This window comes from Bradyrhizobium sp. WBOS07 (genome assembly GCF_024585165.1).
GTDB lineage: Bacteria > Pseudomonadota > Alphaproteobacteria > Rhizobiales > Xanthobacteraceae > Bradyrhizobium > Bradyrhizobium japonicum_B.
Genome location: NZ_CP029008.1, coordinates 6,228,453 through 6,242,862 on the forward strand (window position 1 = coordinate 6,228,453; position 14,410 = coordinate 6,242,862).

General features: G+C 65.3%; 12 protein-coding genes. All 12 read right to left on the reverse strand.

The features are described 5' to 3' along the window. Positions 1-78: 78 nt before the first annotated feature. The 12 genes from DCM79_RS29510 to DCM79_RS29565 all read right to left on the reverse strand — a co-directional run bounded on the left by DCM79_RS29510 (position 79) and on the right by DCM79_RS29565 (position 14,393). Entirely contained in the window at positions 79-1,467 is a 1,389-nt protein-coding gene (locus DCM79_RS29510; RefSeq protein WP_257177565.1) for a cation-efflux pump, read from the reverse strand. Positions 1,468-1,677: 210 nt separating this feature from the next. Continuing rightward, positions 1,678-2,649, reverse strand: a complete 972-nt coding sequence (locus DCM79_RS29515) for a zinc-binding dehydrogenase (protein WP_257177566.1) — start codon at positions 2,647-2,649, stop codon at positions 1,678-1,680. Positions 2,650-2,674: 25 nt separating this feature from the next. Then, positions 2,675-3,670 carry a nitronate monooxygenase family protein gene (locus tag DCM79_RS29520; protein WP_257177567.1) on the reverse strand — a complete coding sequence of 332 codons (996 nt, stop codon included), beginning with the start codon at positions 3,668-3,670 and terminating at the stop codon, positions 2,675-2,677. A gap of 328 nt (positions 3,671-3,998) precedes the next feature. After that, on the reverse strand, positions 3,999-4,649 hold the full coding sequence (locus DCM79_RS29525; protein ID WP_257177568.1) for a hypothetical protein: 651 nt from the start codon (positions 4,647-4,649) through the stop codon (positions 3,999-4,001). 58 nt (positions 4,650-4,707) lie between these two features. Continuing rightward, positions 4,708-4,908, reverse strand: coding sequence for a hypothetical protein (locus DCM79_RS29530; protein ID WP_049820038.1), 201 nt, complete (start codon positions 4,906-4,908; stop codon positions 4,708-4,710). 183 nt (positions 4,909-5,091) lie between these two features. Continuing rightward, positions 5,092-6,498, reverse strand: coding sequence for a hypothetical protein (locus tag DCM79_RS29535; RefSeq protein ID WP_257177569.1), 1,407 nt, complete (start codon positions 6,496-6,498; stop codon positions 5,092-5,094). A 482-nt stretch (positions 6,499-6,980) separates the two neighbouring features. Beyond that, the gene (locus DCM79_RS29540; protein WP_257177570.1) at positions 6,981-7,766 is read right to left on the reverse strand and encodes a fumarylacetoacetate hydrolase family protein; all 786 of its coding nucleotides are present in this window, start codon (positions 7,764-7,766) and stop codon (positions 6,981-6,983) included. Next, on the reverse strand, positions 7,766-8,785 hold the full coding sequence (locus DCM79_RS29545) for a 2-dehydropantoate 2-reductase (RefSeq protein WP_257177571.1): 1,020 nt from the start codon (positions 8,783-8,785) through the stop codon (positions 7,766-7,768). The genes DCM79_RS29540 and DCM79_RS29545 overlap by 1 nt, the downstream gene beginning before the upstream one ends. Positions 8,786-9,007: 222 nt before the next feature. Then, entirely contained in the window at positions 9,008-9,436 is a 429-nt protein-coding gene (locus DCM79_RS29550) for a CBS domain-containing protein (protein ID WP_257177572.1), read from the reverse strand. Between the two features lie 179 nt (positions 9,437-9,615). Next, on the reverse strand, positions 9,616-10,938 hold the full coding sequence (gene oxlT, locus DCM79_RS29555; protein ID WP_257177573.1) for an oxalate/formate MFS antiporter: 1,323 nt from the start codon (positions 10,936-10,938) through the stop codon (positions 9,616-9,618). 252 nt (positions 10,939-11,190) lie between these two features. Then, positions 11,191-12,483 (reverse strand): oxalate/formate MFS antiporter, encoded by a 1,293-nt coding sequence (oxlT, locus tag DCM79_RS29560; protein ID WP_257177574.1) that lies wholly within the window; start codon positions 12,481-12,483, stop codon positions 11,191-11,193. A 410-nt stretch (positions 12,484-12,893) separates the two neighbouring features. Next, positions 12,894-14,393, reverse strand: a complete 1,500-nt coding sequence (locus tag DCM79_RS29565; protein WP_257177575.1) for a tripartite tricarboxylate transporter permease — start codon at positions 14,391-14,393, stop codon at positions 12,894-12,896. Positions 14,394-14,410 lie beyond the last annotated feature (17 nt).

Sequence of the window (14,410 nt, forward strand, 5' to 3'; positions counted from 1 at the left end):
TTCCGCAAAGTCACGGGCGGAAGGAGTCCGAAACGAGAACGTGTGACTCTTCGCGCCCTGTTCGTCTCGTTTGCCTCGTCACGCGCGCGGCGGTTCGGCGTGACTGATCACGCGCTTCACGCTCGGGAACGCGCGCCGCAGCGCGCGCTCGATCGCGTCGACATGCTCGTGCACCTTGGTCACGCTCATCGACGGTGTCGCGCGGCAGTGGAAGTTGACGATCTCGCCCGCATCGGTGTTGCGGACCCGGACATTGTGGATGTCGTGGATCTCGCCGCCGCCGGCAAATTCCGCCAGCGCGGCGGCGATCGTCCGCACCCTCTCCGGTGTGGCGTCGACCCCGAACGGAAGTTCCGGTTCCAATGGCTCGATATGGACGTCGACCTCGACGTCCTCGCCGAACTCCTCCTGGATATTGCGCTCCAGCGTGTTGGCGATCTCGTGGGCGGCCTCCAAGTGCATCCCGCCATCGACCTCGAGGTCGATGCTGACGATCAGCTTGGCCGAATCTTTGATCGTACCCAGATCGTGCACCGTGACATGGTGGACCGCGAGGCCCGAATTGCGCGCGATCACCATGATGCGGTCACGCACGGTCTCGTTGTCGCGCGCGACCGGGACGGGGGTGAAGGAAAGGTCGGCATCCCCGAATGCCTGGTCGACGGCGGCATGCGCCTTGCGCTTGATCTCCTCGACCCGGTCGATCGGATAGGTTCTCGGGACCTTTGCAATGGTGTCGATGAAGGTGGTCGCCCCGACCATGCGCACGCGCAAGCGCTCGACGTCGATCACTCCCGGCACGCTGCGGATCGCGGCCGTGGCCTTCTCCTGCGCGCCCTCGGGGGCCCGGTCGACCAGCGTCTGCACCGTCGAGCCGGCCATGCGCAGGCCGAGCGCTGCGATCATCACGGCGACCGCCGCAGCCGCCGCAGCGTCGCCCCACCAGAAGCCGAGGCCGGCGAGGATCAGGCCTACGATCACGGCGAACGAGCCCATCACGTCGGAGGCGAAATGCAGTGCGTCGGCGGCCAGCGCCTGGCTCCGCGTCTCGCGCGCGGCGCGGTGCAGGGCGCGGGCGCGCCAGAGATTGACGATGATGTCGATCACCAGCACGACGAAGGGCACGGCCGAAATGGTCGGCGGCGGGGTCCCCTCGCTCAGCCGGCTATATGCCTCGACCAGGATGCCGCCGGCGAGCACGTAGAGCAGGGCGGTGACGCCCAGCGCCGAGATGCTCTCCAGCTTGCCGTGGCCGTAATGGTGCTCCTCGTCCGCGGGCTTGTCGGACACCCGCACCACCGCCCAGGTGATGATGGTCGCGACCAGGTCGATCGAGGAGTGCAGGGCCTCGGAGATCAGGGCGAGCGAGCCGATCGCGATCCCGACCGCGAACTTGGCCGCCGCCATGCCGCCGCTGGCGAAGATCGAGATCGCGGCGACCGAGGTCTTGTCGTGCTGGGAGGTCATGGCGGGGGATTTAGCAGGGCGGGGGTGAACATCAAGCGGCGATCCACAGAAGTAGTCGCAAGTGAGTTGCAGGAGCGATCCAACTCGTGCACCGCCCTGTAGGGTGGGCAAAGCGAAGCGTGCCCACGTATCCTTCGCGACCGAGAGAGGTGGTGGGCACGGCGCAAATGCGCCTTTGCCCACCCTACGAGACCGAGGCTGGATCGACGGCTACGGCACCGTCACCACGATCTTCCCGAGATGCTTGTTCGCCTCCATGTGCCCGAACGCCTGGTCGATGTCGTCGAACGAAAACACCCTGTCGATCGGCAGCTGCAGCTTTCGCGACTCCACCGCGCCCCAGATGTCGTTGCGGACCTCCTCGAAAATCTCGCGGACCTCCTCGATGGTGCGGGTCCGGAAGGTGACGCCGACATAGTCGATCCGGCGCGCCGCATGCAGGTCGAAGTTGAAATCGGCATGGGTGCCGCCGAGTCGGCCGACATTGACGATGCGGCCCTTGACCTTGGTCGCGGCGAGGTTCTGATTGGCGACCTTGCCCGAGACCTGGTCGACGATGAGATCGACGCCTTCGCCGCCCGTCGCCTTCAGGACATCGTCGACCCACTTCGGATCGGAGCTGTCGACCGCGAGATCGGCGCCGTACTCCTTCAGCCGGCCACGGCGGGTGGCATCGGTGGAGGAGCCGATCACGAGCTTGGCGTCCTTGAGCCTGGCGATCTGCATTGCCATCAGGCCGACGCCGGAGCTCGCACCCTGGATCAGTACGCTCTGGCCTGGCTGCACGCCGCCGACAGTGACGACGGCGTTGTGCATGGTCGCGAGGGCCACCGGGAGCGTGGCGGCCTCCTCGAAATTCATGTTCGAGGGCGCGTGGAACAGCCGGCCGTGATCGGCCAGCGTGTATTCGGCGAAGGCGGCGCTGCCCGAGCCCATGACGCGGTCGCCGATCTTGACGCCCTTCGCATTGGGTCCGAGCTCGGCGACCTCGCCGGCCCATTCCATGCCGAGTACGGTGCCGACACCGCCAGCCGCGCCATGGGCGTGACCCCTGCGCATGCCGGTGTCGGCGCGGTTGAGCCCGCAAGCGCGGACCTTGACGAGCACCTGCGTGCCCTTGGGCTTGGGTTGAGCGACGTCGGAGATCCGAGCGCCGTCAGGGCCGTAGACATAAGCCTTCATGAATTGCTCTCGCCTCTTGCGGTGACTATTCCGCCGCCTCGCGTTGCGGCTCAACGATCATTCCCTCCAGCCGGCCGCGAATGATCGCTTCCGCCTCGCGCACGATGCGGGAGACGAGCTCGGCGCAGCTCGGGATGTCCTGGATCAGGCCCTGGACCTGGCCAGCCGACCAGATGCCTTCGTCGGAATTGCCTGTGGCGTAGACCATCTTGCCGCGGGCGCCCGCGACGAGCTCGCGGATGTCCTCGAACCTGGCGCCTTCCTTCTCCATCGCGACGACCTTGGTCGAGATCGCGTTCTTGGCGACGCGCGAGGTGTTGCGCATGGTGCGGAAGATCAGCTCGGTCTCGCGTTCGTCATTGGCGACGATCCTCTCCTTGATGAGCTGGTGGATCGGGCTCTCCTTGGTCGCCATGAAGCGGGTGCCCATGTTGATGCCGTCGGCGCCCAGCGCCAGCGCCGCGACGAGGCCGCGGGCATCGGCAAAGCCGCCCGAAGCGATCATCGGGATCTTGACCTTGTTGGCGGCGGCCGGGATCAGGATCAGGCCGGGCGTGTCGTCCTCGCCGGGATGGCCGGCGCATTCGAAGCCGTCGATCGAGATGGCGTCGACGCCCATGCGCTCGGCCGAGAGCGCGTGGCGCACGCTCGTGCATTTGTGCACGACCTTGACGCCATGCTTCTTGAACTCGTCGACATGCTCCTGCGGCTTGTTGCCGGCGGTCTCGACCACCTTGATGCCGGCTTCGATGATGGCGGCGCGGTATTCGGCATAGGGCGGCGGCTTGATCGCGGGCAGGATGGTGAGGTTGACGCCGAACGGCTTGTCGGTGAGGTCGCGGCAGCGCGCGATCTCCTTGGCGAGATCCTCCGGCGTCGGCTGGGTCAGCGCCGTGATGAAGCCGAGCGCGCCGGCATTGGCGACGGCGGCGACCAGCTCGGCGCGGCCGACCCATTGCATGCCGCCCTGGACGATCGGGTGCTCGACCCCGACGAGTTTGGTGAACCGTGTCTGCAGCATGGATGTGTTTCCCCCTGCGCCTCGCGTGACGCTCTCTGATCGATTGACTGCGGGAAGGATGCAGCGGGGGGTGGCAAAAGTCTATTGCGTCGCCGGGCGAGGCATCATGAGGAAGGCGAGGAGATTCCGCGGGCGGACAATTCGAACGATCCCGTGTCCCGGACGCGTTGCAACGCCTCTTGGCGTTGCTGCGTAGAGCCGGGACCCAGCAGGCCGCGCGGCGTGCTGATCCATGGGCCCCGGCTCTGCAGCGCATCACTTCGTGCTGCGCAGCGTCCGGGGCACGAGAGTTCGGCTTTCATGCCAATTGCTTGTATTGAATGCGAAGCTACTGCGCCGACAGCCGCACCATCTGGCGGCCGCCGTTCATTTCCTTGAGGCGGTTGACGAAGTTTTCCGGGCGTTGCCAGCGGTTGGGGACCTCGAGCCCCATGAACTCGGCGATGTCGCCGATGAAGCCGGTGCAGTTGACGGTCTCGGCGTTCCACACCGGCGAGTTCGCCTGCAATTTCTTGATATAGGCGAACACGCGCTTGGCGTCGGCCTCGTTCAGATAGACGCGATAGCTCGCGGTCAGATATTCCGGATCGAGATCGCCGTAGCTCGCGCCGGTCTCGGACGGCACGAAGGTGATGTGACCGAGCACGTAGGCCAGCGTGTCGCCGGCGGGCGTGAGGCCTGCGACCTCGACCGCCTTCTCGCTGGTCTTGCCGTACCAGACGAAGGCATGACCCCAGCTCGCGGCCGTGCGGGCGCGGAAGTCGACGTAATAGGGACCTTTCTCCACGCGCGCGACGGGGCGCCGCGTCGATTGCGGCGCCGGCCGCGACGTGGAGTCGGTCGTGGCAAGCGCATTGGCATCGCCAACGCGCTTGTTCGCTTCGTGCGCCGAAGCCGCGGGCATCAGGCACGCGATCATCGCCGCGAGCGCGAGCCCGGCAAGAATGCAGGATCCCGATCGATCAGGTTTGTTCGTCACGCTGTGCCCCTCGACTGCCGGCCGCTTACGCTGGTCTTGCGCGCATCGCGCCGGCGCGTCAGTAGCGCGCCGCGACCGGGCCGGGCGCCTTGCCGATCGGGGCCTTTCCAACCGGGCTCTTGCCAATCGGCATCTTGCCGATCGGCGCCTGCTCAGAATAGACCGGCACGGGCTGGCGGCGCGGCAGGTCCGCAGCGTTCGCAGCCGTCACCAGAGCAAGCGTGGCACCCAGAGCAATTACAATCTTCTTCACAGTGATACCCCTAGAAGGTTTGGCCCAAACACGGCCATGCCGTGCCCCCAGACACGCCTTACAGAAGGGCGGCCGAATGCGTCCAAGTTGCGGCGCACGCGGGACATGTTGGCGGCTTATGTCTGACGCGCGCAGATGTGATTTGTCCGGATGTTTCGAACGGCGCGATGCAGGTTTCCAGGCAACGCCTCACCCGATCCGGTTCAGATTATTCCTGATCGTCGCGAAGATGCCGCCGATGTCCTTGCGCAGCGCATCGAGCGCGTTGAAATTGTCGAAGACGCGCGCGAGACGATCTTCGACCTCGCGCTTGCTCTTGGTGAGCGCGTCGACGCGCGAAGCGAGGGTGACGTTGCCGTTCGCCTCGATCTCGCCGACGGTCCTGGCGAGGAGATCGCGGGTGGCCCCGACCTCCGCGATCATGGCCTCGATGCCGAATACCGGCGCCTTGAGCGGGACGAGGTCGGCCTGCGCCTTCGACAGCTCCGTCTTGAAGGCGTTCAGCGTCGCCAGCGTCTCCTGCAAGGCACCGAGGCGCTGGCGGGACTGGAGGACGAATTCGTTCAGCGCGTTCTGACGGTCTGCGAGGGACGTGCCGTCGGCGTCCGTCTCGGCCTCGGCGAGCGCGCGCTCGATCTGGGCCCGGCGTTGGCCGAGCTCCTCGAGGTCGAGCCTAATGCTCTTGAGAATGTTGAAGCTGTCGTCGATGCGGGCGAGGCGCTGCTCGATCTCGATCTTGCTCGTCGACAGCGTCTCGGCACGCGTGGCAAGCGGCGTCTCGCCGCCGGTTTCGAGTTCGTCGATGGTCTTGGCGAGACGATCATGGCTGAGACCGAGCTTGCCGATCAGGGCGTTGATGCCGGTGTCCGGGGACCGCAGCGGCGCCAGCTCGGCGTGGGATTTCGCCAGATCCTCCCGGAATTGATTCAGGGTCGCAAAGGTGTCCTGGACCGCGTTCACCCGCCCCAGCAGCGCCGAGACGTCGCGCGCGATGTCTCTCTGCCGGTCGGCGAGGTTGTTCCTGCGGTCGTCGGTTTCGAGGTCGTGCAGCGAGCGTTCGAGCTGGTTCTGGCGGTCGCGGATCTCGGTGAAGACGGGCTCGACCGCGCGGCGTTGCTCGGCGACCTTGCCGACCATCTCGCGCAGATGCTGCTGGCGACGGCGGATCTCGGCAAGCTGGTCGTGCATGTCGGCGGATTCGTTGCGGCCCTGCTGCAGCAGCGCGCGCTGCTCGGTCTCGCCGAGCTTGTCGTGGAGGGCGGAGACCGCCTCCCGGGGATCGCTGTCGATCAAGTGCTGGACCGTGGCGTCGAGGTGGCTTTGCAGGGCGTGGGCGACGACGACGTCCTCGCGGGTCTTCTTGAGGCGCTCGCGCAGGGTGTCGAGGCGCCGGTCCTGGCGCGATAGCCGCCAGACGGAAGCGCCGATCAGCGTCAGCGCCAGCGCGGCGATCGCGCCGGCTGCGACGCGCTGCGGCGTGGGCAGGCTGGCGAACCAGGCGGGCAGGTGACTGACATCGTATCCGAACGCCTGCTGGGCGAAGATCGCGGCGACGGCCAGCAGGCCGAACCAGGCAACCAGGAAAAACAGCCACATCGTGAATTCCTCACGCCGGCACACATTTCCGCCATGATTGCCAACAGCGGAACCGGGCGCAAGGGGCCGGCGGGGCACCGGCCGCGCGTCGGGGCGCAAATCCCCAACTGGCCGCATCAGCCGATGGGCCGGGGACGATGAAAGGCTGTAGGGACTTCCGGAAGTGGGAAATCCCTGGATTGGACCTGGATGTCGCGGCAGTCGCCGAGCCGAATCGGCGCGCCTTATTTCCCTAGGAAGCTCGAGCGTATCTTGTCGGCGAACCAGACGACGAAGATCGCAGCGAACGCGAGGGCAAAGTACAGAGCCGTCCACAGAAGGGCATTACCGGCAGTCGTCATGGCATCCTCCCTTGCATCAGAACTCGGTCTTTTGCCGGTGAGGATAGTGGTGGCTGCGACGGCGTGATTTGCGCAGGATCAATTTTGCCGCGCTGCAGCAGGGATAGCGCGTCGTTCGGGAGCGGGCCTGCCAAAAACAGGCTACAGTCGAAACTCGTTGGTGAGCTCGCCGATGCCGTCGATTGCGATGGTCACCGTGTTCAACTGCTCCTTCATCACGCCGACGCCGACCGAGGTGCCGACGGCGATGAGATCGCCGGGAAGCAGGGTCATGTCGTGTGAGATCCTGCTGACCAGCTCCTGCGCCGAGAAGATCATGTCGGAGATCGGGTAATTCTGCCGCTCCGCGCCGTTGAGGATGGTGCGGACCGAGAGCTTGGCCGGATCGAGGCCGGTGGCGATGACGGGACCGAACGGGCCGTAATCGTCGATGCCCTTGGCGCGGGCCCATTGCGGGAAGGTGGGATCGCTGGTCAGGATGTCGTTGGCGGTGATGTCGTTGACGCAGGTGTAGCCGAAGATGAAGCTGTCGGCTTCGTCAGGCGAGACGCGGGCGCAGGTCCTGCCGATCACGATGCCGAGCTCGCCCTCATAGGTGGTCTTGCCGTCGTAGTAAGAGGGCCGGCGGATCACGGCGCCCGGCGCCGTGATGCTGGTGGTGGCCTTGAGCAGATAGAGCGGATCCGGCGGCTCGGGCTGGTTCAGCTTGGCGGCGAGCGCGTGAAAATTATTCCAGAGCGCGACGATCTTGCTGGGGGCGCATGGCGCGAGCAGCTCGACCTCCGACAGCGCCAGCGTCTTAGCCGTGGCGGCGTTGCGGCCGAACATCTCGCCCTCATGCACGCTGATGCCTGATGCGGTCAGCGTGCCGAAGCCGGTCGTGCCGGCGTGGCGGTAGCGCAGCCACTTCTTGCTCCCGCCGGCCATCACGCCACCGCCAATGCGCGCGGATCCGCCGGCGCCGAGACGCCGTCATAGAGGCCGGCGATGCGGGCGCGCTGGGTCACCATCGCCAGCACCGAGTCGAGCGCGGGCGTCGGGATGCCGGTGAGGCGGCCCATCTCCTGCACGACGGTGACGAGCGGATCGATCTCCATCGGGCGGCCGCGCTCGAGGTCCTGGAGCATCGAGGTCTTGTGCGCACCGACCTTGCGGGCGCCCTCGATCCGGCGCTCGACGTCGACGCGGAATTTGACCCCGAAGGTCTCGGCGATCGCTTGGGTCTCCATCATGATCGCGCGCGACAGCGCACGCGTGGACGGGTCGGTGCAGATCACGTCGAGCGTCGCGTGCGTGAGCGCGCTGATCGGGTTGAAGCAGACATTGCCCCAGAGCTTCAGCCAGATCTCGTCGCGGATGCGGTCGAGCACCGGGGCCTTCAGCCCGGCGGCGACGAACAGATCGGCGAGGCGCTGCACGTCATCGGTGATCTCGCCGGAGGGCTCGCCGAGCGGGAAATTGTTGCCGTAGACGTGGCGGATCACGCCGGGCGCCTCGATCTCGGTGGCGGGATAGACGATGCAGCCGATGGCGCGCTCGGCGCCCAGCTCGCGCCACTGCCGTCCGCCGGCGTCGATGCTCTCCAGCGTCGCGTTCTCGTATTGGCCGCCGTGCTTGTAGAAGTACCAATAGGGGATGCCGTTGACGGCGGTGACGATGCGGGTGTGGGGGCCGAGCAGCGGCTGCATCGTCTCGATCACGCCGGTGATCGAATGCGCCTTCAGCGTGATGATGATGTAGTCCTGCACGCCGAGCTCGGTTGGATCATCGGTGCAGCGCGGATGCACGACGTGCTTCTCCTCGCCCGCGAGCAGCGTCAGTCCGCGTTCGCGCATTGCGGCAAGGTGCGCGCCGCGTGCGATGAGGCTGACGTCGGCCCCTGCGCGCGCGAGCTGAACCCCGAGATATCCGCCGATCGCGCCGGCGCCGTAGATGCAGATCTTCATGAATTCCTCGCGGGACCCAAAGTTGGAAGTGTTGCGATGGTTCGTGCCAAGCGCTCTCTGCACCTCTCCCGCTTGCGGGAGAGGTCGACGTGCTCGAAGAGCGCGGCGGGTGAGGGCTCTATCCTCTTGGGGAGTCTCCCAGCGGAGACACCCTCTCCCCAACCCTCTCCCGCAAGCGGGAGAGGGGGCGCTTCCTTTCCGTGGTTGAAAGTGTGCGCCTCTCTAGGCGGCCGCTTGCGGCGTGCCGTTGAGGGCCTCGTCAACGGCAGCGGCGATGTCGCGCATGCTGATGACGGAGACGAGGCTGTAATCGTCGATCACCGGCAGATGGCGGATGTGGTGCCGGTTCATCAGATGCCGGACGTGCTCGATCGTGTCGCTCGAGCTGCAGGACACGAGCTGCTGCACCGAGACGAGCTGCGAGACCTTGACGTTGACGGCGTTCGCGCCGTGCTCGGCGACGGCGCGCACCACGTCGCGCTCGGTGAACATGCCGACCGCGGTGTTTCCTTCCGAGCGGACCACGTCCTTGACCACCAGCGCGCTGATGTTGTTGGCGCGCATCAGCTTGGCGGCGATACCCACCGTCTCGTTCATTCGCACCGTAACAACGCGCGGCGTCTTCTTGCGCAGAATGTCTCCGACCAGCATTGCAACCTCCCTAGGTGAATGTTGGGCGAAGTGTGGTATACATAATGCCAATCGTCAAGCGCGGGATTTGGCCGATCCGAAAAATCTTGCGACAGCGATCCTGACGTTTGTCGCCGCGACAAAAGAAAAAGGGGCGCAGCGCTGCGCCCCCTGTCTTGTCGAGCAAACACGTGTGGCGGTTACACCGTCTCGGTCTTGGCGGTGCCGGTCGCAGCTTCGGTGCTCTCGGCTTCGTTGCCGAGGATGAAGGCGCGGCGCAGCGGCTTGATCACGAACAGCGCCGTTAGCGCCGCGGTCGCGTTCAGGGCCACCGCGACCACAAACACGGCCTTCCAGCCATAGGCCGCCGAGATCACGCTGGCGAGCGGAACGAGCAGGGAGGCGGTGCCCTTCGCGGTGTAGAGCATGCCGTTGTTGGTGGTCGCGAATGTCGAGCCGAAGGTGTCGCCGCAAGTGGCCGGGAACAGCGAATAGATCTCGCCAAATACGCCGAAATAGATCGCGGTCGCCAGCACGAAAACCGACGGGATGTGACCGTAGGCCGACAGCGTCAGGAGCATCAACGCGGCGGTGCCGAAGGCGATGAACATGGTGTGCTCGCGGCCGATCGTGTCGGAGACGAAGCCGAAGAACGGGCGGCCGAAACCGTCCAGGATGCGGTCGAGCGAGATCGCGAAGGTCAGGGCCGCCATCTGGAAGCCGGCGAGCGTGACCGGCGTGTCGGCGATCTTGAAGTCGTGCGCGATCGGGGCGATCTGTGCCGCCGTCATCAGGCCGCCCGAGGCGACCATGACGAAGACGAGGTACATCACCCAGAAAACAGGGGTGCGCAGCACCTGCGGCGGCGTGAAGTCGATCCTGGTCTGCGGCAGATTGAGCTGCTTCTTCTTCGGCGGGATCGACAGCCGCGGCGGCTGGATGAAGAAGGCGAGCACGAACACGATCACGCCCTGGCCGATGCCGAAGGTGAGGAACGCGTGCTGGTAGCCGTTCGATGCGATCATGCTTGCGATCGGCACCACGGTGAGCGCGGCGCCGGCGCCGAAGCCAGCAGCGGTGGCGCCGGCGGCGAGGCCGCGGCGGTCTGGAAACCATTTCAGCGCGTTGCCGACGCAGGTGCCGTACACCGCGCCTGCGCCCATGCCGCCGATGATCGCGGCTGCGTAGAGCAGGGTGAGGGAATCGGCCCAGGAGTTGAGGATCCAGGACAGTGCGATCATCACGCCGCCGAACATGACGACGATGCGCGGGCCGTATTTGTCCACGAACCAGGCTTCGACCGGCACCAGCCAGGTCTCGGTGACGACGAAGATGGTGAAAGCGAGCTGGATCGCGGCGCGTCCCCAATGATGGGCCGCATCGATCGGATCGACGAACAGCGTCCAGCCATATTGCAGATTGGCGATCATCGCCATGCAGACGATGCCCATGCCGAGCTGGAGCCAGCGGAAGCCGGTGCGAAGAGGCGCAGCCGTGACGGCACCGTCCGAGCTGGAAATCATTAGAACCTCCCATGCGCCTGATTGATTGCGATGCAGGGCGGCAAGATGACCTGATGTCGCAAATGTTGTGGCTTATCGTCGCAGGCGCTGATCCGGAGATTGGTATGCAATATTCCAGATTGCAAGCCCTAACTTGTCCGTCTTCGGCATAGGGCCGAGTTCCAGCCGCGATCCCTCCGAGCTTCCCAACAAACGAAAACGCCCGGCCGCGAGGCCGGGCGGTCTGCTCGATGAAGAGCTGTGGGGAGCGGGTCAGACGGTCGAGTTTGCGACCACGATCTTGCGCCAGGGCTTGAGCACCGCGATCGCCAGCAGCGAGGCCAGGATGTTGGCGCCGGCTGCGATGATGAACACGCTGTCCCAGGTGCCCGACGATTGTTGCATGTAGTTGGCGATCGGCACCAGCAGCGCGGCCGTGCCCTTGGCGGTGTAGAGCAGGCCGGCATTGGTGGTCGCGAACTTGGCGCCGAACGTGTCGGTGCAAGTCGAGGGGAACAGCGAGTAGATCTCACCCCAGGCAAAGAACACGAAGCCGGAGAGCAGCACGAACCAGATCGGATCGTGGCCCCAGAGGTAGAGCATCCAGATGCCGAAGCCTTCCATGCCGAAGGCGATGAACATTGTGTTCTCGCGGCCGATCATGTCGGAGATCCAGCCGAAGAACGGACGCGTCAGGCCGTTGAGCACGCGGTCGATCGTGGCCGCGAACGTCACCGCGGTCATCGTCACCGCCATCAGCGTGACCGGCACGTTGTCGACCTTCCAGTCGGCCGCGATCGGTTTCAGATTGGCCGTCACCATCAGGCCGCCGGCACCGACGATCACGAACATGAAGTACATCAGCCAGAAGATCGGCTGACGCAAAACCTCGGTCGGCTGGTAGTTGCGCCGAGTCTGCAGCAGATTGGCGTTCGGCACCACGTTCGGCACCTGGCCCGCCTTCGGCGACAGCAGGAAGAAAGCGAGGATGCAGATGATGATGCCCTGGCCGAGACCGAAATAGAGGAAGGTGGCCTGGAAGCCGCTGTCCTTGATCATGGCCTGGATCGGCGCGACGGTGAGGGCGGAGCCTGCACCGAAGCCCGCGGCGGTGATGCCCGCGGCAAGACCGCGCTTGTCCGGAAACCACTTCAGCGCATTGCCGACGCAGGTGCCGTAGACGCCGCCGGCGCCGATGCCCGCGATGATCATGCCGAGATAATAGCCGTTGAGCGAGGTCGCTTGCGCGTTGATCGCCCAGCCGATGGCGCAGAGCACGCCGCCGACCAGCACGACGATTCGCGGACCGTATTTGTCGACGAACCATCCTTCGATCGGCACCAGCCAGGTCTCGAACAGCACGAACAGGGTGAAGGCCCATTGGATCGAGGCGCGATCCCAACCGAACGTCTTCTGGATGTCAGGGACGAAGAACGTCCAGCCGTATTGATAGTTGGCGATCATCACCATCGCGCCGACGCCGATGGCCAATTGTGCCCAGCGATAAGCATCGCTCACACGGGCGGCACCAGGGGCCGCTGCTGCCGACTGCACCATATCCGTCATTAATAACCCTCCCGAACGCGCTCATTTTTATGCATGCGCTGGCGGGCATCCTGGTATGCATTATGCCAAGATTCAAGCTGAGGACGGGGAGGTGCGGCAAAATAACGCGGCCCTGTTCACATGCGTCAAGAGCGCCGGATTGTAAAGCCCGAATTGTTGGCGACGTGCGGCGGCGGCGCGGGTGCTTGAATTTAAATTATTGATATGTATGATATTTTTGGCATTGCGGCGAAGCCGCGGACGCGCCGTCGAACGCCTGTCCGTTGGGGATTTTCCACGCCGCCGCACCCGGGCCGCCGGCGCACGATGGGCGGAGAGACCGCCCAATACCGTGGAATTCTATATTCCAGAAGTCAGGCCTGCGGCAATTTGGCGAGGGAAGCAGTGCGCTGGCGCCGGTTCGCGGCGCCTCAGGCCATCGAGGTGCGCAGCCGGCTGTAGCCTTCCTGGATCGCGGACCAGAACAGGGCGACCAGGCCGAGCGCCATGATCGTGCTGACGAGGCCGTTGGAGAAGAAGATGCCGAGCGATCCCTGCGATCCCAGCAGCGATTGCCGGAAGGCTTCCTCCGCCTTGTCGCCGAGCACGATGGCGAGCACGAGCGGTGCGAGCGGGTAGTTGCACTTCTTCAGGAGATAGCCGAGCACGCCGAACACCAGCATCAACATCACGTCGAAGGTGCTGTTGTGCACCGAATAGGCGCCGATCGCACAGAGCACCAGGATGAGCGGCGCGATGATGCCGAAGGGCACGCGGAGGATCGCGGCGAAGACCGGCACGCAGGTGAGCACGACGATGAGGCCGGCGAGATTGCCGAGATACATCGAGGCGATCAGGCCCCAGACGAACTCTTTCTGCTCGACGAACAGCATGGGGCCGGGCTGCAGGCCCCAGATCAGCAATCCGCCGAGCAGGACGGCGGCGGTCGGGGAGCCGGGAACGCCGAGCGACAGCATCGGCAGCAGCGCTGCGGTGCCCGCGGCATGCGCGGCCGTCTCGGGCGCGATCACGCCCTCGATCTCGCCCTTGCCGAAATTGTTGCCGCGCCGCGCCAGGCGCTTGGCGATGCCGTAGCTCATGAAGGAGGCCGGCGTCGCGCCGGCGGGCGTGACGCCCATCCAGCAGCCGATCAGGCAGGAGCGCAGCGAGGTCATCCAATAGGCCGGCAATTCCCGCCAGGTGTGCAGCACGACCCTGAGATTGATGCTGGCTTTGCCGCCGCGGAAAGCCAGCCCTTCCTCCATGGTCAGCAGGATCTCGCCGATGCCGAACAGGCCGATCACGGCGATCAGGAAGTCGAAGCCGTTGAGCAGCTCGGTGACGCCGAAGGTCAGCCGCAATTGTCCCGTGATGGAATCGAGGCCGACCGCCGCGAGCGCAAAGCCCATCATCATCGCCGCGATGGTCTTGAACGGCGGCTCCTTGCTGAGGCCGACGAAGCTGCAGAAGGCGAGGAAATACACCGCGAACTTCTCCGCTGGCCCGAATCTGAGCGCGAAGCCCGCAACGAGCGGCGCAACCAGCGTGATCATGATGACGGCAAACAGCGCGCCCACGAAGGAGGAGGTGAAGGCGGCGGTCAGGGCTTCGCCGGGTTTGCCCTGCTGCGCCATCGGATAGCCGTCGAAGGTGGTCGCCACCGACCAGGGCTCGCCGGGTATGTTGAACAGGATCGAGGTGATGGCGCCGCCGAACAATGCGCCCCAATAGATGCAGGACAGCATGATGATCGCCGATGTCGGCGGCATGCTGAAAGTGAGGGGCAAGAGGATCGCGACGCCGTTGGCGCCCCCGAGCCCCGGCAGCACGCCGATGATGACCCCGAGCGTGATGCCGATGATCATCAGCATGATGTTGTAGGGCTGCAGGGCGACCGCGAAGCCGTGAAACAGATTGGCCAACTCTTCCATATCGATACGTCCTGCAG